At 66.2% G+C, this 22,251-nt stretch carries 20 protein-coding genes; 9 read left to right on the top strand and 11 right to left on the bottom strand.

The features are described from left to right. Positions 1–5: 5 nt before the first annotated feature. The gene (locus QBJ92_RS12695; RefSeq protein WP_277970069.1) at positions 6–767 is read left to right on the top strand and encodes a hypothetical protein; all 762 of its coding nucleotides are present in this window, start codon (positions 6–8) and stop codon (positions 765–767) included. 202 nt (positions 768–969) lie between these two features. Then, the gene (locus QBJ92_RS12690) at positions 970–1,779 is read left to right on the top strand and encodes a hypothetical protein (RefSeq protein WP_277970068.1); all 810 of its coding nucleotides are present in this window, start codon (positions 970–972) and stop codon (positions 1,777–1,779) included. A gap of 232 nt (positions 1,780–2,011) precedes the next feature. Here QBJ92_RS12690 and xylA read toward each other — a convergent pair whose 3' ends face one another. From xylA to kdpF, 8 genes are all read right to left on the bottom strand, one after another. After that, positions 2,012–3,322: a xylose isomerase gene (xylA, locus tag QBJ92_RS12685; RefSeq protein WP_277970067.1), complete on the bottom strand. Its 1,311-nt coding sequence runs from the start codon at positions 3,320–3,322 to the stop codon at positions 2,012–2,014. 20 nt (positions 3,323–3,342) lie between these two features. Next, the gene (xylB, locus tag QBJ92_RS12680; protein ID WP_277970066.1) at positions 3,343–4,797 is read right to left on the bottom strand and encodes a xylulokinase; all 1,455 of its coding nucleotides are present in this window, start codon (positions 4,795–4,797) and stop codon (positions 3,343–3,345) included. 8 nt (positions 4,798–4,805) lie between these two features. After that, positions 4,806–5,915: a glycoside hydrolase family 43 protein gene (locus QBJ92_RS12675; protein WP_277970065.1), complete on the bottom strand. Its 1,110-nt coding sequence runs from the start codon at positions 5,913–5,915 to the stop codon at positions 4,806–4,808. Between the two features lie 318 nt (positions 5,916–6,233). Continuing rightward, on the bottom strand, positions 6,234–6,926 hold the full coding sequence (locus QBJ92_RS12670; protein WP_277970064.1) for a response regulator: 693 nt from the start codon (positions 6,924–6,926) through the stop codon (positions 6,234–6,236). 10 nt (positions 6,927–6,936) lie between these two features. Continuing rightward, positions 6,937–7,524 (bottom strand): potassium-transporting ATPase subunit KdpC, encoded by a 588-nt coding sequence (gene kdpC, locus QBJ92_RS12665; RefSeq protein WP_277970063.1) that lies wholly within the window; start codon positions 7,522–7,524, stop codon positions 6,937–6,939. Positions 7,525–7,535: 11 nt separating this feature from the next. Continuing rightward, the gene (kdpB, locus tag QBJ92_RS12660) at positions 7,536–9,557 is read right to left on the bottom strand and encodes a potassium-transporting ATPase subunit KdpB (RefSeq protein WP_277970062.1); all 2,022 of its coding nucleotides are present in this window, start codon (positions 9,555–9,557) and stop codon (positions 7,536–7,538) included. 11 nt (positions 9,558–9,568) lie between these two features. Then, positions 9,569–11,272, bottom strand: a complete 1,704-nt coding sequence (gene kdpA / locus QBJ92_RS12655; protein ID WP_277970061.1) for a potassium-transporting ATPase subunit KdpA — start codon at positions 11,270–11,272, stop codon at positions 9,569–9,571. A gap of 13 nt (positions 11,273–11,285) precedes the next feature. Beyond that, a complete protein-coding gene (kdpF, locus tag QBJ92_RS12650; protein ID WP_277970060.1) occupies positions 11,286–11,375 on the bottom strand; it encodes a K(+)-transporting ATPase subunit F in 90 nt (29 codons plus the stop codon). Here kdpF and QBJ92_RS12645 point away from each other — a divergent pair. Further along, positions 11,374–11,529: a hypothetical protein gene (locus QBJ92_RS12645; protein WP_277970059.1), complete on the top strand. Its 156-nt coding sequence runs from the start codon at positions 11,374–11,376 to the stop codon at positions 11,527–11,529. The two genes, kdpF and QBJ92_RS12645, sit on opposite strands and share 2 nt — an antisense overlap. A gap of 242 nt (positions 11,530–11,771) precedes the next feature. After that, complete coding sequence (locus QBJ92_RS12640; RefSeq protein ID WP_277970058.1) at positions 11,772–14,399, top strand: sensor histidine kinase; 2,628 nt, start codon at positions 11,772–11,774, stop codon at positions 14,397–14,399. On the opposite strand, the gene QBJ92_RS12635 is transcribed toward QBJ92_RS12640, so the two are convergent. Next, positions 14,396–15,877 (bottom strand): lipopolysaccharide biosynthesis protein, encoded by a 1,482-nt coding sequence (locus tag QBJ92_RS12635; RefSeq protein WP_277970057.1) that lies wholly within the window; start codon positions 15,875–15,877, stop codon positions 14,396–14,398. The two genes, QBJ92_RS12640 and QBJ92_RS12635, sit on opposite strands and share 4 nt — an antisense overlap. A 248-nt stretch (positions 15,878–16,125) precedes the next feature. Here QBJ92_RS12635 and QBJ92_RS12630 point away from each other — a divergent pair, with 248 nt between their 5' ends. Next, the gene (locus tag QBJ92_RS12630) at positions 16,126–17,223 is read left to right on the top strand and encodes a glycosyltransferase family 4 protein (protein WP_277970056.1); all 1,098 of its coding nucleotides are present in this window, start codon (positions 16,126–16,128) and stop codon (positions 17,221–17,223) included. A 16-nt stretch (positions 17,224–17,239) separates the two neighbouring features. Here the strand turns inward: QBJ92_RS12630 and QBJ92_RS12625 are convergent, their stop codons facing one another. Continuing rightward, complete coding sequence (locus QBJ92_RS12625) at positions 17,240–18,334, bottom strand: glycosyltransferase (RefSeq protein WP_277970055.1); 1,095 nt, start codon at positions 18,332–18,334, stop codon at positions 17,240–17,242. Between the two features lie 106 nt (positions 18,335–18,440). Then, entirely contained in the window at positions 18,441–19,040 is a 600-nt protein-coding gene (locus QBJ92_RS12620) for a transglutaminase-like cysteine peptidase (protein WP_277970054.1), read from the bottom strand. Positions 19,041–19,487: 447 nt separating this feature from the next. Between QBJ92_RS12620 and QBJ92_RS12615 the strand changes: the two genes are divergently transcribed. The 4 genes from QBJ92_RS12615 to QBJ92_RS12600 form a co-directional block, all read left to right on the top strand. After that, positions 19,488–20,039, top strand: coding sequence for a polysaccharide biosynthesis/export family protein (locus QBJ92_RS12615; protein ID WP_277970053.1), 552 nt, complete (start codon positions 19,488–19,490; stop codon positions 20,037–20,039). A gap of 40 nt (positions 20,040–20,079) precedes the next feature. After that, the gene (locus QBJ92_RS12610) at positions 20,080–20,589 is read left to right on the top strand and encodes a hypothetical protein (RefSeq protein ID WP_277970052.1); all 510 of its coding nucleotides are present in this window, start codon (positions 20,080–20,082) and stop codon (positions 20,587–20,589) included. After that, entirely contained in the window at positions 20,586–21,902 is a 1,317-nt protein-coding gene (locus QBJ92_RS12605; protein ID WP_277970051.1) for an outer membrane beta-barrel protein, read from the top strand. Before QBJ92_RS12610 ends, QBJ92_RS12605 begins: the two co-directional genes overlap by 4 nt. Positions 21,903–21,933: 31 nt before the next feature. Continuing rightward, positions 21,934–22,251 (top strand): Wzz/FepE/Etk N-terminal domain-containing protein (locus tag QBJ92_RS12600; RefSeq protein ID WP_277970050.1); only part of this gene is annotated, 318 nt, incomplete at its 3' end.

Genomic DNA, 22,251 nt, shown 5'->3' with positions numbered 1-22,251 from the left:
GGCCGATGGCGATCCCACAGGCGCGCGATGCCGACGGTCTCAACGACGAGTATGCCATGCGCCGTTTTCTTGCTTTCCCCGCGATCAGCCTCGCCCTGCTCTCCGCGTGCAGCCACAAGCCGCGGATCGTCACGGCGCTCCCACCGCCGCCCGTGCCTGCGCCGCTGCAACCGACCATGCCGGCCGGGGCCTATGTCGGCATGCGGACTCCCCCGCGCATGAGCGATGGCCGCTATCTCACGCCCAATCGCAATCTTTCCGCCGACGGCACGGTCTGGCATTTGCGGGCTGCGCTGAACGTCGCCGCGCTCGCGTGCCGGGGGGCGGACGAAGACAGGATTGTGGCGAGCTACAATGCGCTGCTGACCCGTCAGAAAGCGCTGCTCCAGACGGCGCAGGCGCGGCTGTCCGCCGAGTATAAGGCGCAAGGCGGCGCGTGGCAGGACCGCTACGATGACCAGATGACGCGGCTCTACAATTTCTTCTCCCAGTCCCAGGTCCGCGAGCCCTTCTGCCGCGCCGCCGCCGCCACCCTCGCCGACAGCGCGACATCGACGCCAGCGACCTTTCCGTCCTTTGCTTCGGACCGTCTGCCGGTGCTCGAGAAGCCTTTCACGGATTTCTTCGCCGCCTATGACGCGTGGCGCGCCGCAAGCGTGCCGGCCAACCGCATGGCGAGCATGGGGGGTGCGCCGGGGGCTTCGGCCTCGGGCGGGGGGCAAACGGGTTCGGCGATGGTTGCAACAGCCGCGCGGCGAGGGAAGTGAGACGGGCGTTGCGCGTTTTGCGCGCGACGGTTTCCGAACAGCTCGTCACGACGTCTGGAATTGGCGGATCGGGGAATGAGGCGTTCTGACTGGAAACGCCCAGATGCGGACGTCGTCGCCCAAAATCATGATGCCCGAAAGCGGTTGTCCGCGAAGTTGCAATGAAGTCTGTTTTGCAACGCCTAAATAGGTAGGAGGCAGAATGCAGATCGTTACGATGTCATCAAAATGGGGCGTTCAACTGGAAGGGGATACATTCAACCTCACGAACCTCGCGAGCAAGATCAACCACTCGATCAAATCCCCCGCCAGCTTCTTTTTCGCGATGATAAATAATGTTCATGTTCTTCGGACTCAAAGGTGGGGCGGGGCGGCGACGGCAATAGACGCGTTCCAGTTGGCGGTCGGTGACATAAACCTAATTAGGGGCTGTTTAGACGCTATCGACGGATGCCATGCGATCGAGCCCGGCACTGTGTATAGGTTTAAAGCTGATGGACGTTACGACATGTCTCGGCAAACACACCTACTATCGATCTTTGCCCACAAGCGGATGGAGGACTGGGCTAGCCCGGACGAGTTCAGCGAGCTGCTCGCAAAAGCAGAAAGCGATCGCAGGCTCCGAGCAGCTTTTTCCGACCTGACACCAGACACACCTTGGATCGACATCTATCGGTCGTGGGAGTCCCTCAAAGATTTCCACGGCGGCGAACATAAGATGCATCGGGCGTTCAAGGCGGAACAGAAGCGCATCAAGCAATTGACCCGGACAGCGAATAGCTTCCGGCATGCTAAAGCTTACAATGTCGTCCCCGATCCAATGCCGCGTGAAGAAGCGATTATCTATTTAAAGGATCTCCTGCTGCGAACCGCCGTCGTGCGTGGCGTTCCGCCCGTATCTCAGGCTTTTGAGCCGGGGCAACAGGTGCAATTGACGAACTACGAACCGGACCCGGGCCAGCCTGCGTCGCTGAACAAATTGTCCCTCGGACGTCCAATTAACAATATATAGTTATCGTATAATGGTTCGCTTTTGCACGACCACCGACCAGCCTCCACCAGCTCGCGTCCCTTTTCAGTCGGCAGCGAGGATACGGTGCGGACGGGTAGGAAACGCCCATCGTCGTTCATCCGCGCGAAACGAACGGGTCAAGCTGAAGTCCTCGCTCGCCGACCACCGCAAAAAAAGGGCCGCGAGCATGTCTGCTCGCGGCCCTTTCCGTTTGCCCGATCGGGGCGACCGATCAGATGAAGCGGTTGATCAGATTCTCGATCCGCTCCTGGCGACCCGAGCGCGGCTGCGGGTCGATGCTGTGCTCGACCGCGAGATCCGCGATGCCTGCCAGATCGAGACCACCGACCTTCTGGCCGAAGTCCGCATCCCAGCCGGCATAGCGCTCGGTCTTGATCGCATCGAGGCGACCGTCCTCGATCAGTGCTGCCGCATTGAGCAGGCCCTTGGCGACGACGTCGATCGCGCCGACATGACCGTGGAACAGGTCGACCGCGTCCATCGACTGACGGCGGACCTTGGCGTCGAAGTTGAACCCGCCGGTGGTGAAGCCGCCCGCGCGGATGATTTCGAGATTGGCGAGCGTCAGTTCCTCGACCGAGTTGGGGAACTGGTCGGTATCCCAGCCATTCTGCGGATCGCCGCGGTTCGCGTCGATCGAGCCGAAGATGCCGAGCGCGGCAGCGGTCGCGATCTCATGCTCGAAGGTGTGGCTGGCGAGGGTCGCGTGGTTCGCCTCGATGTTGACCTTCACTTCATTCTCGAGGCCGTAGCGCTTGAGGAAGCCGTACACCGTCGCGGTGTCGAAATCATACTGGTGCTTGGTCGGCTCGAACGGCTTTGGCTCGATCAGGATCGTGCCGGTGAAGCCGATCTTGTGTTTATGCTCGACGACGAGCGACAGGAAGCGCCCGAAATTGTCGAGCTCGCGCTTCATGTCGGTGTTGAGCAGCGTCTCGTAACCCTCGCGACCGCCCCACAGGACGTAGTTCGCGCCGCCGAGGCGATGCGTCGCTTCGAGCGCGTCACGCACCTGCATCGCGCCGAACGCGTACACTTCCGGGTTGGGGTTGGTAGCACCACCGGCGGCGAAGCGCGGGTGGCTGAACAGGTTGGCGGTGCCCCACAACAGCTTGCGGCCCGACGAGGCCTGGAGCTTCTCGAGATGATCGACCGCTTCTGCGAAGTTGCGGCGATGCTCGGTGATGTTGGCGGCATCCGCCATCACGTCGACGTCGTGGAACGCGTAGAAGGGGATGTCGAGCTTGGTGAAGAAGTCGAACGCGACTTCACGCTTGGCCGCCGCTGCTGCCGCGTCGTTCGCGCCTGCATGCCACGGGCGGTTGAACGTGCCGCCACCGAACACGTCCGACCCCGGCCAGCAGAAGGTGTGCCAGAAGCACGCGGCGAAGCGCAGATGGTCTTCCATCCGCTTGCCCATGACGACCCGGTCCTTGTCGTAATAGCGGTACGCCAGCTCGTCGTCGGTCTCGGGCCCCTTGAAGCTGATCTGGGGGATGTCGGCAAAGAAATCATTGGCCATTGGGGCGCTCCTTCGAAAGGTCAGTTGGATGCGGTGAGGGGGGAAATTGCGGCGTAGGCGGCACGGAACGCAGCTTTCTTGGGGGCGAGCCGTGCGGTCAATTCCGCATTGGGGGTGATGCGGTGCGAAACGGGTGGGGCGACGCAAACCTCGGCTGGGGTGCCGCCGTCGACCGCGAGTTGCGCGAGCCGCGCCGCGCCGAGCGCGGGGCCGACTTCGCCGCCCTGGAGATAGACGAGGGGTACGTCCATCGCCGCCGCGAGCGTCTCGCCCCAGTAGCGCGAGCGGGCGCCGCCGCCGATGACCGCGAGTTCGGCGACTTCGGTGCCCGCTTCGCGCAGCACGTCGAGCCCGTCGGCGAGCGCGAAGGCGACGCCTTCGAGGACCGCCTGCGCGAGCCGGTTGGCGTCGGTGTCATTGTCGAGGCCGTAGAACGCGCCGCGGACCTGCGCATCGTTGTGCGGCGTGCGCTCGCCCGAGAGATAGGGGAGGAAACCCTCGGGACCGTTCGCGACGCCAGCCGCCTCGGCGCGCTGGAACAGTTCGGCGGCGCCGGTCGCGCCGGTGAGGCGGGCGACCCAGTCGATGCACGAGGCGGCGCTGAGGTGGACCGACATCTGGTGCCACATGTCGGGCAGGCAGTGGCAGAACGCATGGACCGCGCGCGCCGGGTTGGGGCGGAACTGATCGTTGGCGACGAAGATCACCCCCGACGTGCCGAGCGACAGCAACGCCTTGCCATCGGTGACGACGCCGACGCCGGCAGCACCACCGGCATTGTCGCCAGCGCCACCCGCGACCGGGACCTGCGGAATGCCCCAGGCTTCGGCGATGTCGGCGCGCAGCGTGCCCGCAACGTCGGTGCCCTCGACCAGCCGCGGCATCTGCGCCTCGGTCAGCCCGCACGCGGCGAGGAGCGTCTCGCTCCAGCGGCGGCCCGCGACGTCGAGCCACAAGGTGCCCGCCGAATCCGACATGTCGGAGGCCTTCTCGCCGGTCATCCGCAGCCGGACGTAATCCTTGGGAAGCAGGACGGTCGTGACTTGCGCGAAGATCTCGGGCTCGTGGCGGCGGACCCATTCGAGCTTGGGGGCGGTGAAGCCCGGCATCACGATGTTGCCGCCGACCGTACGGAAGTCCCCCGTCGCCTCTTCCAGCGCGGCGCATTCGGCGAAGGAGCGTCCGTCGTTCCACAGGATCGCGGGACGCAGGGGCTTGTCGTCCGCGCCGAGCAGGGTCGCGCCGTGCATCTGCCCGGCGAGCCCGATCCCGCGCACCGAACGCCGGACGCCCGGATCGATCGCGAGGACCGCGGCGCTGGTCGCCTTCCACCAATCCTCGGGGTCCTGTTCGGACCACAAAGGCTGGGGACGCTGGACGGTCAGCGCGGCGACGCCCTGACCGACGACCGCGCCATGGGTGTCGAGGACGACGGCCTTGACGCCCGACGTGCCGATATCGATTCCGAGAAACATCGCCTGCCTTACTTTACCAGCGGATCGATCGTCTGGATCGTGCCGTCCGTGTTGAAGCGGAGTTCGGTGACCTTGACGTTGCGGAGGTGGTTCTTGTTGCTCAGCTGGGTGTCCGCATAGAACAGCCACCATTTGCCACCGGTCTGGATGATCGAATGGTGCGTCGTCCAGCCCTGCACCGGCAGCAGGAAATGCCCGCGATAGGTGAACGGACCGTACGGGTTGGTGCCGGTCGCATAGTTGAGGAAGTGCGTGTCGCCGGTCGAGTAGGTGTAGTAATATTGCCCGCCGCGCTTGAACACCCACGACGCCTCGAAGAAGCGCTTCTCATGGTCGCCGCCAAGGATCGGCTTGCCGTTCGCGTCGAGGATCACCGCGTCGCGTGGCGTTTCGGCGAGGCTCTTCATGTCGGGGTTCATCCGCGCGACCTTGCCGGTCAGCGCGGGCTGCGTGTCCTGCCCGAGATCGGTATCGCTGCCGTTGGGATCGAACTTGCCGTCCTTCCAGCGCTGGAGCTGGCCGCCCCAGATCCCGCCGAAGTACATGTACGCCTTGCCGTCGGTGTCGGTGAACACCGCCGGGTCCATCGAGAACGCACCCGCGATCGGCTTGGGGTCGGCCTTGAACGGACCCATCGGGTTCTTCGAGGTCGCAACGCCGATCATGAACTTGCCGAGGCCGTTCTTGTCCTTGGTCTTGTCACGCGCCGGGAAGTACAGATAGTACATTCCGTTCTTATAGGCGGCGTCGGGCGCCCACATCTGCTGCGAGGCCCAGGGGACCTGCTTCACGTCGAGCGCGACCGGGCCGATCGTGACCTTGCCGCCGATCCGGTCCATCCGCAGCACGCGGTAGTCGCGCATCGCATATTGGTTGCCGAGATCATCGTCCGCGGTCGGAGTCGGGATGTCGTGGCTGGGGTAGACGTAGATCTTGCCACCGAACACGTGCGCCGAAGGGTCGGCGGTGTAGATCGAGGTGACCAGCGGCTGCGACAGGAAACCCTTGGGGTCGGACGGCGTCGCGGCGGAATGATCCTGCGCGAGCAGCGCCGCACCGGATGCCAGGCCAACCACGGCCAAGCCGCTTGCCGCGGCTAAAAACAGGCCTTTCTTCATCGCACTTCTCCCGAATCTCGCGCTCGTTGGCGCGGGTTGGGGCAAAGGTAACGCTACCAAGATGGTTCGACAAGGATATTCGACGGGGGCGGGCTTGTGGTTGGTGTCGCCTGCTCTTCCGGCATCGCCGCGCAGGCGCAATCTTCGTATGAAGGCGAACGGCGACTTGATCGTCACCTGCGCCCCAAAGGTTGCCGTCATGCTGAACTCGTTTCAGCATCCACCGCGCAACAGGCAGAGTCCGGACTCGCGGAGGGCTGGATCCTGAAACACGTTCAGGATGACGGACGGTTTAGCAGAACGGGTACCGGGCACCGTCTACCGTTCCCCCGTCGCCAGCCGATACCCCACGCCGGGTTCGTTGATCAGCAAGCGCGGCGCGGCGGCGTCTTCCTCCAGCTTCTGGCGCAGACCGCGGATCACGATCCGCAGATAGTCGACGTGCATCTGGTGCGCGGGGCCCCAGACCGTGCGGAGCAACTGCGTGTGGCCGATGACGCGGTCCGGGCGCTTGGCGAGTTCCGCCAGCACGTCATATTCCTTGGGGGTCAGGTGGACGGTGTCGTCGCCGCGCCGGACGCGGCGATGGTCGAGGTCGATCTCGACATTGCCGGCCCGGACCAGCACGCGTTCGGCCTGAGTCGACAGCCGGTGGCGGAAAGCGGTGCGCAGCCGCGCCAGCAATTCCTCGGTATCGAACGGTTTGGAGACGTAGTCGTCCGCGCCCAGATCGAGCGCGGCGACCTTTTCGCTGGTGTCGTCGCGCGCCGACACGACGATGACCGTCGCTTGCGAGCGGGTCTTGATCAGCTGGATGAGCTCGAGCCCGTCGCGGTCGGGCAGGCCGAGGTCGAGCAGCACCGCGTCGGGTTTGGCGATGTCGACCAGCGACAGCCCCTCGCGCGCGGTGCCGGCTTCGGACACGCCGTAACCGGCGCGTTCCAGGGCGACGCGCAGCAACCGGCGGATGTGCGCGTCGTCCTCGACGATCAGGACTTTCTGGGCAGGCATGGCAGGCGTGTTACGGCCGCTTGGTCATTCGGTCGAGCGCAAGGTTGAGCGCGAGCACGTTGACACGCGGTTCGCCGAGGAACCCGAGCAACGGCGTCTCCGCGGTCTGCGCGACCAGCGCGCGCACCTGGGCTTCCGCGATCCCGCGCGCCTTGGCGACGCGGGCGGTTTGATAAAAAGCCGCCTCGGGGCTGATATGGGGGTCTAGCCCCGAGGCGGAGGTCGTCACCAGATCGGCGGGAACAGTTGAACCTGGTGCCGTAACTCTTGCAGCGGCGATGTCCGCCGAAACTCGATCGACCAGCGCCTTGCTCGTCGGACCCAGGTTCGAACCGGACGAAGCGGCGGCGTCATAGCCCTTGCCGGCCGCGGACGGGCGGCCGTGGAAATAGCCCGCGCCGGCAAAGCCTTGGCCGATCAGCGAGGAGCCGATCACGGTCCCCTTTGCGTTGCGGAGCAGGCTGCCGTTGGCGGCGGACGGCGCGATCACCTGGCCGAGGCCGGTGAGCGCGAGCGGATAGAGGATGCCCAGCAGCAGCGCGAACAGGAGCGTCAGCACGATCGCGGGGCGAAGCGCGGATTTGAAATCGGTCAGCATGGTGCAGATCCTCAGGCGAGGTGGAGGCCGGCGACGACGAGGTCGATCAGCTTGATCCCGATGAACGGCGCGATCAGCCCGCCGAGGCCGTAGATCGCGAGGTTGCGGGCGAGCAGCGGGCCGGCCCCCATCGGGGTGTATTTGACGCCCTTCAGCGCGAGCGGGACGAGCAGCGGGATGATCAGCGCGTTGAAGATGATCGCCGACAGGATCGCGCTGTTGGGGCTGGACAGGCCCATCACGTTGAGCACGCCCAATCCGGGGTACAGCGCGATAAAGATCGCGGGGATGATCGCGAAATATTTGGCCACGTCGTTGGCGACCGAGAAGGTCGTCAGCGCGCCGCGCGTCATCAGCAACTGTTTGCCCAAGCCGACGATCTCGATCAGCTTGGTCGGATCGCTGTCGAGGTCGACCATGTTGCCCGCCTCGCGCGCAGCCTGGGTTCCCGTGTTCATCGCCACGCCGACATCGGCCTGGGCGAGGGCGGGGGCGTCGTTGGTGCCGTCCCCGCACATCGCGACGAGCTTGCCGCCTTGCTGTTCCTTGCGGATCAGCGCAAGCTTGTCCTCGGGGGTGGCCTCGGCGAGGAAATCGTCGACGCCGGCTTCGGCGGCGATCGCGGCGGCGGTGAGCGGGTTGTCGCCGGTGATCATCACCGTGCGGATTCCCATCCGGCGCAGCTCGACGAAGCGTTCGCGCACGCCCGCCTTGACCACGTCCTTGAGCGCCACCGCGCCGAGCAGCCGCCCGTCGCGGAGCACCGCGAGCGGGGTCATCCCGCCGCGCGCGATCTCGTCGGTGATGCGCTTGAGTTCGACCGCACCCGCAGCGTCGGCGGGGAGCGTCTTGAGGATCGAATCGACCGCGCCTTTCAGCAGGGTGACCCCGCCGATCTTCACGCCCGAGGCGCGCGTCTGCGCGGTGAACGGGATGATCTCGGCGTCGTCGGGCAGGGTGGCGGTCTGGTGGAACGTGTCGCGCGCGAGCACGACGATCGAGCGGCCCTCGGGGGTTTCGTCGGCAAGGCTCGCGGTCATCGCCGCTTCGGCCAGCGTCGCGACGTCGATCCCGGCGAGCGCGCGGAATTCACTCGCCTGACGGTCGCCGATCGTGATCGTGCCGGTCTTGTCGAGCAGCAGCACGTCGATGTCGCCCGCCGCCTCGACCGCGCGCCCCGACTTGGCGAGCACGTTGAAGCGGACCAGCCGGTCCATCCCCGCAATGCCGATCGCGGACAGGAGGGCTGCGATCGTCGTCGGGATCAGCGTGATGAGGAGCGCTGCCAGCACCGCGACCGAAATCCCGCCCCCGGCATAGTTGGCGAAGCCGGGGATGGTCGCGACCGCGATCAGGAAGATGATCGTCAGGCCGACGAGCAGGATCGTCAGCGCGATTTCGTTCGGGGTCTTCTGGCGTTCGGCGCCTTCGACCAGCGCGATCATCCGGTCGAGGAAGCCCTGGCCGGGTTCCGCGGTGACCTGCACCGTGATTTGGTCGGAGAGGACGCGCGTGCCCGCGGTGACCGCGGACCGGTCGCCGCCGGCCTCGCGGATGACGGGTGCGCTCTCGCCGGTGATTGCGGCTTCGTTGACCGAGGCGACGCCGATGATGACTTCGCCGTCCGCCGGGATCAGGTCGTTCGCCTCGACCAGGACCGTGTCGCCCTTGGCCAGCTGCGTCGCGGGGACGAGTTCCCACGCGCCCGCCACGCCGATCAGCCGCTTGGCGGTCAGTTCGGACTTGGCGGCGCGGAGGCTGGCCGCCTGCGCGCGCCCGCGGCCTTCCGCGAGCGCTTCGGCAAACGTGCCGAACAGCACCGTCAGCCACAGCCAGACGATCAGCTGGATCTGGAACGCGGCAGCGAGCGGCTCGCCCCCCATCGCCAGCAGGATGGTGAGCAGCAGGGCGACCACCGCCGTGGTGAAGAGCACGGGGTTCTTCACCAGCTGGCGCGGATCGAGCTTCTTGAAGGAGTCGCCGATCGCCGGGACGATCAGCTTCGCCGAGAACATGGAGGATGCGGTTGCCATTGTCAGGACCTTCAGGAGAGCTGGCCGTGGATCATCGCGAGATGATCGGCGATCGGGCCGAGGGCGAGGCTGGGCAGGAAGGTGAGGCCGCCGAGGATCAGGATGATCCCAACGAGCAATCCGATCCACAGCCCGCCCGTGGTCGGGAACGAGCCCGCGCCGGCAGGAATGTGCTTCTTGGCGGCGAGGCTGCCTGCGATCGCGAGCACCGGCACGATGATGAAGAACCGCCCGAGCCACATCGCGATCGACAGCATCCCGTTGTACCAGGGCGTGCCAGCGGAGAGCCCCGCGAAGGCGGAGCCGTTGTTGGCGGTCGCCGAGGTGAAGGCGTAGAGGATCTCCGAGAAGCCGTGCGGCCCCTTGTTGAGCGGCCCCGCGAGACCCGCGGGCATCACCGCGCTCAGCGACGTCAGCCCGAGAATGCACAAGGGCAGGATCGCGATGGCGAGGACCGCGAGCTTGACTTCGCGGCTCTCGATCTTCTTGCCGACATATTCGGGGGTACGCCCGACCATCAGCCCGGCGACGAACACCGCGAGGATCGCGAACAGCAGGAAGCCGTAGATCCCGGCGCCGACGCCGCCGATGACGATCTCGCCGAGCTGCATGTTGAACAGTGGGATCATCCCGCCGAGCGCGGTGAAGCTGTCATGCATCGCATTGACCGCCCCGCACGAGGCGGCGGTGGTGACGACCGCGAACAGCGAGGACGCGACGATGCCGAAGCGGACTTCCTTGCCCTCCATGTTGCCACCGGCGACGCCGATGTGCTGGAGGATCGGGTTGCCTTGCGCTTCCTGCCAGTAGCAGACGGTGATGCCGGCGAGGAACAGCACGGTCATCGCGCCGAGGATCGCCCAGCCTTGCCGGGTGTTGCCGACCGCCTTGCCGAAGGTCCAGGTCAGCCCGACGCCGATCGCGAAGATCGACAGCATCTGGACGAGGTTGGTGAGCGCGGTGGGGTTTTCGAACGGGTGCGCGCTGTTGGCGTTGAAGAAGCCGCCACCGTTGGTGCCGAGCATCTTAATCGCTTCCTGGCTGGCGACTGGGCCGAGCGCGATCGTCTGCTTGACGCCTTCCAGCGTCGTCGCGTCGACCGACATGGCGAGCGTCTGGGGCACGCCGCTGACGATCAGGAACAGCGCATAGACGACGCAGATCGGGAGCAGCAGGTACAGCGTCACGCGCGTCAGATCGGCCCAGAAATTGCCGATCGTCTTGCTCTCGCGCCGCGCAAAGCCGCGGAACAGCGCGAAGCCGATCGCAATGCCGGTGGCGGCGCTGAGGAAGTTGTGGATCGTCAGCCCGAGCATCTGGCTGAGGTTCGACATCACCGCCTCGCCCGAATACCATTGCCAGTTGGTGTTGGCGACGAACGAGATCGCGGTGTTCATCGCGCCATCGGCACCGACGCCGGCAAACCCGCTCTGGTTGAGTGGCAGGAACGCCTGAAGGCGCAGCACGGCATAGGTCAGCAGCACGGTGACGAGCTGGAACAGCAGCATGTGGACCGCATAGCGGCGCCAGCCCTGCTCGACCGTCGGGTCGATCCCGGCGAGCTTGTAGAAGCCGGTCTCGACGGGGCCGAGCACGACGTGGAGCGGGGTGCGCCGCCCCTCGTAGAGCGCGAACAGCCATATCCCCATCGGCTTGGTGATCGCCGCCAGGACGGCGACGAAGAGCGCGATCAGCGCCCATCCCTGAATGGTCATCGATGCAGGTCCTTCAGAACCGCTCGGGCCGGACGAGCACGGCGACGAGATACAGCAGGAGGGCGACCGCGGTCAGCCCGGCGATGGCGAGGTGGAGTGTCATGGCAGCCCCTTCTTCAGGCTTCGTCGCACAGGCGGACGAAGGCGAGGGTCAGCAGGAACAGCCCGCCAAGAATGGCGAGCCAGAGAAGATCGGGCATGTTGGGGCCTTTCCCGGCGATGCCGCCCCGAATGGCGGCTTCCGAGGGGCGAGATAGGCGCGAGCCGCATTAAGGTGCGCCGGGTAAGGCGGGCGCGCGGCATTAAGAAAGCATAAGGATCGCGGCGTGGCGGTGGCGTTGTCGGGATGGGGTGCCTAGGCTTTGTTCGTGATTGCCCGTTGCCCCGCCACCGTCATTCCCGCGCAGGCGGGAATCCCTTCGTTCCGTTGGCCCGCGGGGGTAGGGGCGGGCCTTGACGAAATGACGAGGGCGTTGCGTCCTGCCGAAAGGGCTTCCGCGTGCCGGTAAACGACGATCGCCCATCCCCCGAGGCGCTGCTGCGCGCCGCACGGCGCGAGTCGCGCGGGAAGCTCAAGATCTTCCTCGGCGCGGCGCCCGGGGTGGGGAAGACGTTCGAGATGCTGCGCGAAGGCGCGGAGCGGCTGAAGGCCGGGACCGACGTCGTCATCGCGATCGTCGAGACGCACGGCCGCGCCGAGACGCAGGCGCTGGTCGCGCCGCTCGAGGTGCTTCCGCGGCGCCAGATCGCCTATCAGGGGCAGACGCTGGACGAGATGGACATCGACGGCCTGCTCGCGCGCGCGCCGCAGCTCGCGCTGGTCGACGAGTTCGCACACACCAACGTCACCGGCAGCCGCCACCCCAAACGGTGGCAGGACGTGATGGAATTGCTCGACGCCGGGATCGACGTCCACACCACGCTCAACGTCCAGCATGTCGAAAGCCTCAACGACGTGGTCGCCAGTTTCACCCGCGTCCGCGTGCGCGAGACGGTGCCCGACAGCGTGTTCGACGATGCCGAAGTCGAGGTGGTCGATCTTCCGCCCGACGAGCTGATCGAACGGCTCAAGGCGGGCAAGGTTTATATCCCCGCCGAGGCGACCCGCGCGCTCGACCGCTTCTTCTCCAAGGCGAACCTGTCCGCGCTGCGCGAAATGGCGTTGCGCCGCGCGGCGCAGAGCGTCGACCAGGCGATGCTCGAGCATCTCGACATCCACGCGGTCGGCGGCACTTATGCCGGGGGCGAGCGCGTGCTGGTCGCGGTCAGCGAACTCCCCGGCGCCGAGGCGCTGGTCCGCACCGCCAAGCGGCTGGCGGATGCGCTCAAGGCGCCGTGGCAAGCGGTGTCGATCGAGACGCCGCGCAGCGAGGGGTTCACCGACCAGCAACGCCGCCAGATCGCCGACACGCTGAGCCTCGCCGCCAGCCTGGGCGGGACGATCGCGACGATCCCCGCCGAAAGCGTTGCCGCGGGACTCCGCACCCAGATCGAGGAAATGCGCGCGACGCAGCTGGTGATCGGCAAATCGGTGCGCAGCCGGTGGTTCCGGCTCCGGCATGGCTCGGTGGTCGAGGCGATGCTGTCGGGGAATGCCGGGCTGGCGGTGCACGTCATTCCGGCGGGCGCCGCACCGCCGAACCAGCCGCGGCGCGTGGCGCTCGCGGATCGCGGAACCGCGCTCAAGGCCGCCGCGATCGTCGCGCTGATCGCGCTGACGGCGGGGCTCGGCACGCTGGTCGAGCCGGTGATCGGGGTCGGCGGGATCGACCTGATCTTTCTGCTGCCGGTCATCATCGCGTCGGGGGTGTTCGGCCTGTGGCCCGGCGTGACCACCGGGGTGCTGGCGGGGCTGACGTACAATTTCCTGTTCCTGCCGCCGCTCTACACCTTCACGATCGCGGACCCGCAAAGCCTGCTGACGATGTTCGTGCTGATCGGCATCGCCACCTTCACCGCCAACCTCACGGGACGGCTGAAGGCGCGGGCGACGCTGGGCGTGCGCGGTGCGCTGGAGAACGCCGCGGTGGCCGCCTTCGGGCAGGCGCTGACGCGCGTATCCGATTGGGAAGCCACGAGCCGGACCGTCAGCATCGAGATGGCCCGCCTGCTCGACCTCGACGTGATCGTGCTCGACGATCGCGAGGGGCAACTCGTGTGCAACGCGGCCTCGACCGAAGTCCTTCCGACCCTCGGCCCGGTCGATCGCGCCGCTGCCGACTGGTGCTGGAGCAAGGGCGAGGCGACCGGCGCGGGGACGGGTACGCTGGTCTCGTCCGACTGGCAGTTCCAGCCGCTCAAGACGTCGCTTGGAGTGCTGGCGGTGGTGGGGCTGTCCGCCTCCGATGGCGGGGATCCGGTCGGGGCGGGGCGGGCGGTGCTGCTGGCGACGCTGCTGGGGCAGGCGGCGCTGGCGCACGAACGGCTCAAGCTGGAGGACCAGGTGCGCGAAGTATCGGTCCTTCGCGAGCGCGATCGGTTGCGGGCGGCGTTGCTGTCGTCGATCGGGCACGATCTGCGCACCCCGCTGACGTCGGTGGGGGCGGCGATCGACGCGATCGCTCGAGATCATCCCGAGTCTCCGGCGGTGCCGGTCGCGCGGAGCGAAGTCGCACGGTTGCGGCGGTTTCTCGACAATCTGGTGGACATGGTCCGGATCGATTCGGGCGCGCTTCGGCTGGCGCCCGAGGCGATCGACCTGACCGATGCCGTCGCCAGCGCGGTGCACGACCTGAAGCCGCTGCTGCTCGCCAACCGGATCGCGTTGCGGGTTCCGCCCGATCTGCCGCTGGTGCAGGCCGACCCGACGCTGCTGCACCACATCCTGATCAACCTGCTGGCCAACGCCGCGGTCCACGGCGGCGCCGGGGCGATCGAGATCGGGGGAAGCCGGATTCGGGATGGGGTGACCTTGTCGGTGCGCGATCACGGACCCGGCCTGCCTGCGGGATCGGAAGCACAGGTGTTCGAGACCTTCGCGCAGGGGCGCGGCGGGGACCGGCATGGCGGGAGCGGTCTAGGCCTCGCGATCGCCAAGGGCTTTGCCGAGGCGATGGGCGTCGGGATCGCCGCGCAGAACGACCCCGACGGGGGCGCGAAGTTCACGTTGCGCTTCGTGCTGCCTTAAGCGGGATTGCGGGTCTGGCGCCGCGACCAAGCGGCGGCGACCCAGGTGGCGAGCATCGTCTCGATCCCCTTCGGTCGACCGGTCGATGTCCACAACAGCAGCAGGATCGCGCCGTACACCGCGAGCGCGCTGCCCGCGCAGACGGTCAGCCCGGCGGCGAGTGGAACCCCCGCGAGCCCGTGCAGCCGATCGCGCATGACGAGCAGCACCAGCGTCAATCCCGCCGCCGCGACCATTGCGCGCCACGGGCCGGCGAGTTGGCGGGCGACCGAGACGTGGAGCAGCCTGCGGACGAACAGCATCGTCACCAGCGCCATGACGAGGGCGATCGCGAGCCGGGCCGCGATCACGCCCGCAATCCCGTACAGCCAGGCGCAGACGATCACCGATGGCAGCCCGACCGCCAGTTCGATCAGGTTGCGCTTCAGGAAGATGTCGGTCCGGCCAAGCGTCGCCGACAGCGCGCCGAGCGGGGCGGTGAGGAGCGGCGGGATCAGCGTGAGCGCAAGCCATTGCAGCATCGGCGCGCTCGCTTGCCACTTGGCGGAAAGCGCGAGCCGAATGGCGGGTTCGGCGAGCAGGCTGAGCCCGAGCATGACCGGGACCCCGACCGCGAGCACTGAATGGACCGTCTGCAGATAGGCGGCGACCAAGCGGTGCGGATCCCGCTTCATCGTGCCGAAGGCCGCGAGCAACGGTCGGTCGATCGGCTTGAGCAGCGCTTGTTCGGGCACCGCGGCGATTTCCCCCGCAAGGACATAAGCGCCGAGGTCCGCGCGCGACACGATCCGGCCGAGCAACAACCGATCGGCTTGCCAGTTGAGCGCGCTGACCAGTTGCGCCGCGGTCGACCAGCCGACGTAGTGCGCGAAGTCGGGCCAGTGTTTGAGTGAAAGACGGGGGCGGTGCGGCGCGAACCCATAGCTTGCCAGCATCATGACGGTCGGGTTGACGACGGTGCCGATCGCGAGCGCCCAATAGCTGCGCGTCGAGAGCGCGAAGGCGACCGAGCAGCTCAATGCCGCGCTTTTCCCGAGCAGTTCGATCATCAGGTCCCGGCGAAAATCGATCGCCTTGGCGAAGCGAGTCATCGCTGGGCTGAGGAGCGACCGCGCGACCGGTGCCGCGCTCAGCACGCAGAGCAGCACCACCAGCCGAGGATCGTGATAGAGGCGCGCGAACGGTTCCGCCGCGATTCCGATTACCGCCGCCAGCGAGACTCCGCGCAGGAGGCCGATCGTGAAGGCGGTGTCGAGCAAGGCGCGGGTGACCGCATCCGACCGTAGCAGGACCTGGTTGACCGGGAGTTCGAACACCGCCTCGACGATCTGCACGACGGTCATCGCGACGGCGATCAGGCCAAAATCGGCGGGGACGAGCAGATTGGCGAGGATCAGCAGGCCGACGAAATCGATCGCGCGCGTGGCCAGACGCGCGGCGATCAACCACGCGGCACCGGCCGCGATGCGGTGCGCCATGGCGGGGTGCGGTTGCTCCGTCATCGGCGAACAGGCGGGGTCGTCTGCGTCTCGGGGGAGTGTGTCACGTCACGGTCTCGATCCCTATAATAAAGTCCTGTGGGCAGATTCGAGTAAAGGCTAACGTGGTATGGGATGAAATCCGATATTACTCTTGGTGCAAATGAGGTATTACAAATATAGACGCCTAGAGATCGGATCTATATTATGTGTATCCAGGAGCGCTACTAAGCTTTACCGATCTTTCCGTGAAAGAGGCGGTCGTCATCAACGGGAAGTTCCTGTCTGCACCGATGACCGGGGTTCATCGGGTGGCGACCGGTCTGGTCGAGCAGATCCATTGCCGTCAGGCCGAAATCGAAGAGATGTTCGGGACGCGTGCCACGATCGTAGCGCCGCGCACGGTCGTGCAATCGGATCGTTTTCCGGGGATAACGATCGATTCGCGCAGCGTTCTGAGCGGACAGGCCTGGGAACAGCTGGAGCTTCCCGTGCGAACGCGGGGCAAACTGTTGCTCAACTTCTGCAATCTTGCGCCGGTGGCATCGGCGGCGGCGATCACGATGATTCACGATACGCAGGTGTTTACCAGCCCGGACTCCTATTCACGCGCGTTCGTGCATTTCTATCGCACGGTGCAACCGCTGCTCGGTGCGCGGGCGGTGCGGATCCTGACGGTGTCGCGCTATTCCGCCGAACAGCTCGTCCGCTGGAAGGTGGCACCCGCGGAGCGGATCCGGGTGGTGCACAACGGCGTCGACCATGCCGTCCAGACGACGCGCGATCCCGCGATCCTGCGGGACCTTGGGCTTGGCGAACGAAGGTTCGTTCTCGCGCTGTCGAACGTGCAGGCGCACAAGAACCTCGCGGTGCTGCTGGAAGCGTTCGCCTCCGACCGTCTGGCGGATCTGACGCTCGTGCTGTTCGGCGCAGCGGGTCGCGCGGAGGCACTGGCGGCGGGGCTGGTGGTTCCGCCCAACGTGCGTTTTGCGGGGCGTGTCTCGGATGGCGCGTTGCGCGCGCTGACCGAGGCCGCGCTGTGTTACGCGATGCCGTCGCGGACCGAGGGCTTTGGCTTGCCGCCGCTGGAGGCGATGCTGTCGGGCTGCCCCGCCGTGGTCAGCCTCCGGGGTGCGTTGCCCGAAGTGTGCGGCGATGCGGCGCTCTATGCCGATCCGGATCGCCCCAAGGTCTGGATCGCCGCAATCCGCGCGTTGGCGGACGATCCTGCAAAGCGGGCGAAATATGCGGCGATGGGGCGAGCTCGCGCAGCGGGCTTCACGTGGGCGCGCGCCGGGGAAAGCCTGATGGACGTGCTGCGCGAGGTCGCGCGCGAGTGGCGCTGATCCGCGCGCGGACCGGTCATCCACGATCCGCAACCGCCTGCGCGACGACCGCGGCAAAGCCCTGGCGAAACCGTTCCGGATCGAACTGGAGCGCGCGGGCTATCGCCGTCAGGGGGTCGAAGTGCGGGAGCCACGCCTCGAACCGGTCGAGCCCCGCGATCAGCGAGTCGACCGTCTTACGGTCGAAGAACAGGCCGGTTTCCCCGGCGACGACGGTTTCCAACGCCCCGCCGCGCCCGAAGGCGAGCACCGGGCGTCCCGATGCCATGACCTCCACCGGGATCAGCCCGAAATCCTCTTCCGCCGGGAAGACGAGTCCGCGCGTGGTCGCATAAGCGGCGCGCAGGGCCGCAAAATCCGCGCGCCGGGTGAAGCGGATCGTCGGCCCCGCGCGGGCCTGCAACGCCGCCAGCATCGCGCCGTCTCCGATGACGTGGAGCTTGCGACCGGTGCGCGTGAACGCATCGACCGCGAGGTCCGGGCGCTTGTACGGGACGAGCTGCCCGACCAGCAGATATTCGTCGGTGACGTCGCGGCTGGGGGTGAACAGCGCCGTGTCGACCGGGGGATAGACGACCGTCGCGTCGCGTCGCCAGCTCTTTGCGATCCGCGCCTTGATATACGCGCTGTTGGCCATGATGCGGTCGGGGCGGGCGGCGCTGGTCGTGTCCCATTGCCGCAGCGACGGCGCGAACAGCGGCATCATCATCCGCACGGCCCAGCCTCCGGATGCGCGATATTGCGCATATTGATCCCAGACGTAGCGCATCGGCGAATGGCAATAGGTGAGGTGGATCGCATCGGGGCGGGTGATGACCCCCTTCGCCGGCCCCGCCTCGCAACTGATGACGAGATCATAGGCTTCGAGATCGATCAGCTCGAGCGCGCGGGGCATCAGCGGGAGGTACTTCTGATAGTGCCGCTTCGCGAACGGGAGCTTGGCGATGAAGGTGGTGTGAATGTCGTGGTGTAAAATCGTCGACGACATCGCCGTGCGATCGACGACATGCGTGAAGATGTCCGCGTCGGGATACATCCGGCATAGAATTTCGAGCACGCGTTCCCCGCCGCGCATGCCGACGAGCCAGTAATGAATGATCGCGACACGCACCGTGTTTCGAGCCCCCCCCCAGGACCGAAACAGTGTAAAACCCCTGGTGCGCCAGTCTATGCGATGAAACGAGTAGGCGATCCTTGGCGTGATCGCCAAGAACAGGTCACGATACGGCGTTCCACTGCGTTGGGGAGCCGGGTTGTTCTGCGATTACCCATTGATAGGGAGTTCTGGCCCAGGACTCGATGAAGCTGGACCGGCTGTCGAGCACCATGTCGCCACCATCCAGCCGGGCGACCAGCACCGTGTGCAGGCCGAGATCGGTGCGATAGACGATCGCGAGGAACAAACGTTCGGGCGGGAAGCCGGCCTGAAGCAATTCCAGCCGCTTTTGGATCGCCAGATCCTCGCAGTCCCCAACCGCGTTCCGGCCCACGCCACTGGGGCGCCACAGGTCGCCGACGCCATAGCTGGCGCGGTCGCTTTGCTGGCGGACATGCGCGTTGATCGTCGCGTCGACGCGCTTCAGCAGGCGTAGCCGCGCGCGATCCGCCTCCGGATCGGTCGCGGTAGCGGTCAGCATGGCGCTTCCTGCGCCCGCCATCGTCGCGCACACCGCGGGTTGCGACCGGCACAGTTCGTCGAGGCCCGTCGGCATGGCGGTCGCGGCGCCGAAGGATACTAACGGACGGGGCGCGGTCTTCGCGTGCGCGATGTTCGCCCCGAACAGCAGAAAGGCGACGCATAACCAGAAGATCCTCACGACACCTGCTCCACCGTTGAAAGTGGCGGAGCCTTGCTCAGGCGGGTCTTAGGATTTGGTTATGCGGTGCGAGTGCCTAATTCTAAATACCGGCGGGACAGACCTATGGATGAAGATCCCGATCGTCCAAAAGATATAGCTTCATTCTTGAGAATGAGGTCGTTTGAAGGAGGATGGTTTTTCTTTCGTTAGTCACGACTATAGCTCATGTTATTATACGTACATCGATGGGCGTCGCTTCCTTAGGAAGTGTCGCAAAGTTGCCAGCAGCAGTCGAGCAAGAAGAGGTGTTCACGAAATCTGGCTATAGACGCGACAATCTCATGAAGTTGCTCGGAACGGGTACGAAGTAATCTAAACGCAGTATTGTCATCCGGGGCATGGATATCCCAAATGGAGCGCACGAGGTGGTGCGTCGTGGGGTTCTTCCGAGGAAGTATAGTTGCGATGTCGATAAGTCTGGCCGTGCCGGCATCGCCAGCGACGTCGCCGTCCTTTGCGGCGCAAATGGAAACCGCCGTTGCGCAGGATCCACCCGAAACCGATTATCCGCTGGGGGTCGCCGACAAGGTCCGCATCATCGTGTTTGACGAGCCGTCCCTTTCCGGAGAGTTCACGGTCAACGCCAACGGTGCGCTGTCGCTGCCGCTGATCGGGGACGTGCGCGCGGTCGGCCAGACCGCGACCGAAGTGGCGACGGTGATCCGGCGGCACCTGATGGACGGGTATGTGCTCCAGCCCCGCGTCAGCATCGACATCCTGACGTTCCGACCGTTCTACATCCTTGGCGAGGTCAACAAGCCCGGGGAGTATCCTTACTCGTCGGGGCTCACCATCGATGGCGCGGTGGCGACCGCGCAGGGCTACACGTACCGCGCGGACAAGCGGAAAGTCTTCATCAAGCACGCTGGTGCGGCGCAGTCGGTCAAAGCCCGGATCGCGCCCGATCTCAAGGTGCGTCCGGGCGACACGATCAGGGTCGGGGAACGGTATCTGTGATGCGGCGACAGCGCGAAGACACTCATCGATGGAGGGCAATGTGATCAGGTCGACGGCAGTCCGAGCTCTCCTGCTGATTCTGTCGGGTGCGTGGCTTGGCAGCGATCTTCCCGCCACCGCCGCGGGTCTGCAGGACCAGGAAGCGCCGGTTCCCGGCGTCCCGGTGCCAGCGGCGCCGACGCAAGCCGATCGCGAGCGGCAGGTTTCTGCATTGGCCGCGGTGCTGCTCGCCGCGCTGAAAGCCGGCGGCACGCAAACCGCGCAGATCGAGGCGCAATTGTCGCTGCTGATCGGCCAGGCCCAGTCGGGCTGCGGGGATTCCAAATCCGCGCTGACCCAGGCGGCGGGGCAGGCCGGGGCGCTGAACGATGCGGCCAAGGTCGCGCTCAAGAACATCTCGGGCGCGCTGGAACGCTGCGAGACCGAAGGCACCGGCGCACTCGCCGATGCGCAATCCGTCCTCCAGCAGGGAACGACGCTGGGCCTGTCCGGGGGAAGCTCGAACTACACCCCGCCGCAGACCGCGACGACCGGCGGGGGAGGCGCGTGACCTGGTACGCGCCGTCTTGGGGACGCTCCCTCGGCGCGGGAATCGGCCTGATCGGGGCGCTGGGGGCGACGCCGGCGGTGGCGCAGAACGTTGGCGACAGCTTCGTCGTCCCCAACTTGCCGATCGACTATGATCGCGGGCGCAACACCGGCGTGCTCGATCGTTCGCGGCCGGAATTCGACGCGCTCGGCCTCAAGCTCGGCGGCTTTACGCTGTTTCCCCGGGTGGAAACCGCGTTTGGCTATGAGGACAACGTCTATCAGACGCCGTCCAACCGCAAGGCCGATGCCAGCGCGACGGTGGCGCCCTCCGCACGATTGACCAGCACCTGGTCGCGGCATTCGCTGACGCTCGAGGGCGGGGCCGACATCAAGCGGTTCCTGACCGAGACCCGGCGCAACCAGGACAGTTGGCGCGTCGCGGGAACGGGGCGCTACGACGTGGGTGGACAGATCACGGTGTCGGGGTCGGCGCGGACCGAACGCGCGACCGAGCCGCCGACCTCCGCCGCCTATCCCAGCGCCGCCGCAGCGGCATCGCAATATCAGAGCACGCAGCTTCAGGCGAACGCTGGCTATTCTGCTGGCCGGCTGCGGTTGCAAGGCGGGTTCACGTTCGCTGCGCTCGCGTTCGAGGATGTGCTCACGTTCGGCAATGGAATCATCAGCCAGAGCAACCGCAATTCGCACACCAAGAGCGGATCGGGCCGCGTGGAATATGCGATCAGCCCGGACACGTCGGTGTTCGTGCAAAGCAGCTACGACCGGATCGACTATGCCCGGCCACTGGCGACCGGCATCCCGAACCGGAGTTCCGACACGTTCCGCGCGCTGGGCGGCGCGACGTTCGATCTCAGTACCTTGCTGCGGGGGTCCTTGGGGGTTGGCTATATTCGGCGACGGTATGACGCGGCGCTCTACCGTCCGATCGGCGGGATCACCGCGGAAGCGCGGGTCGAGTATTTCCCGACGGCGCTCACCACCGTCACACTGACCGGGCGGCGTTTGATCGAGGATGCGTCGTTCTTCAATTCCGGCGGGTTCGTCAACACTACGGTCGCGCTGCGGATGGACCACGAGCTGCTGCGTTATTTCCTGCTGAACGCACAGGTCGGGTATGAGCATGACACCTTCAAAGGCACCAACGCCACGCTCGACATCGTCCGCGCGAGCGCGGGCGCGCGCTATGTGCTGACTCGCGTGTTCGGGGTCGGGGGGTCGGTCCTGCACGATCTGCGATCCGCGCATGGCACAGGCTCCGGGCCGTCCTATCACGAGACGCGGGTGCTCCTGTCGATCGTCGCGCAGCGATAACGGCCGCCATGACGAAAGCGCCCGCATGGATATGAAGACCGAATCAACGGTTTTGGTGCAAGGCAGTCGCCTCGATCAGAGCCGGCATATCGGGCGGAAACCGGTCACGCTGGCATCGCTGGGGGGGGGGCTTCGCCGTCGCTGGCGGATCATCGGCGCGATGGTTCTGCTAACGATGCTGGCGGCGGTTTCGGTCGCGGTGTTGATCACGCCGAAATACGATGCGGTGGCGCGGATCCGGATCACCCCGGCGCGACAGGCGCCGCTGGATTTCGAGACCGCGAAGGATCCGCCGCTCGACCAGGCGCTGGTCAACACCGAGATCGCGACGATCCGCTCCCGCGACATC

The sequence above is a fragment of the Sphingomonas echinoides genome, assembly GCF_029623395.1.
Lineage (GTDB): Bacteria > Pseudomonadota > Alphaproteobacteria > Sphingomonadales > Sphingomonadaceae > Sphingomonas > Sphingomonas echinoides_A.
The sequence above is the reverse complement of the archived record's forward strand: the minus strand, read 5'-3'. Positions and strand labels throughout refer to the sequence as shown.

Excerpts from the sequence above, each read along its gene's own strand:
- QBJ92_RS12695 (WP_277970069.1), top strand. The coding sequence starts at position 6 with ATGGCGATCCCACAGGCGCGCGATGCCGACGGTCTCAACGACGAGTAT.
- QBJ92_RS12690 (WP_277970068.1), top strand. The coding sequence starts at position 970 with ATGCAGATCGTTACGATGTCATCAAAATGGGGCGTTCAACTGGAAGGG.
- xylA (WP_277970067.1), bottom strand. The coding sequence starts at position 3,322 with ATGGCCAATGATTTCTTTGCCGACATCCCCCAGATCAGCTTCAAGGGG.
- xylB (WP_277970066.1), bottom strand. The coding sequence starts at position 4,797 with ATGTTTCTCGGAATCGATATCGGCACGTCGGGCGTCAAGGCCGTCGTC.
- QBJ92_RS12675 (WP_277970065.1), bottom strand. The coding sequence starts at position 5,915 with ATGAAGAAAGGCCTGTTTTTAGCCGCGGCAAGCGGCTTGGCCGTGGTT.
- QBJ92_RS12670 (WP_277970064.1), bottom strand. The coding sequence starts at position 6,926 with ATGCCTGCCCAGAAAGTCCTGATCGTCGAGGACGACGCGCACATCCGC.
- kdpC (WP_277970063.1), bottom strand. The coding sequence starts at position 7,524 with ATGCTGACCGATTTCAAATCCGCGCTTCGCCCCGCGATCGTGCTGACG.
- kdpB (WP_277970062.1), bottom strand. The coding sequence starts at position 9,557 with ATGGCAACCGCATCCTCCATGTTCTCGGCGAAGCTGATCGTCCCGGCG.
- kdpA (WP_277970061.1), bottom strand. The coding sequence starts at position 11,272 with ATGACCATTCAGGGATGGGCGCTGATCGCGCTCTTCGTCGCCGTCCTG.
- QBJ92_RS12645 (WP_277970059.1), top strand. The coding sequence starts at position 11,374 with ATGGCAGCCCCTTCTTCAGGCTTCGTCGCACAGGCGGACGAAGGCGAG.
- kdpF (WP_277970060.1), bottom strand. The coding sequence starts at position 11,375 with ATGACACTCCACCTCGCCATCGCCGGGCTGACCGCGGTCGCCCTCCTG.
- QBJ92_RS12635 (WP_277970057.1), bottom strand. The coding sequence starts at position 15,877 with ATGGCGCACCGCATCGCGGCCGGTGCCGCGTGGTTGATCGCCGCGCGT.
- QBJ92_RS12615 (WP_277970053.1), top strand. The coding sequence starts at position 19,488 with ATGTCGATAAGTCTGGCCGTGCCGGCATCGCCAGCGACGTCGCCGTCC.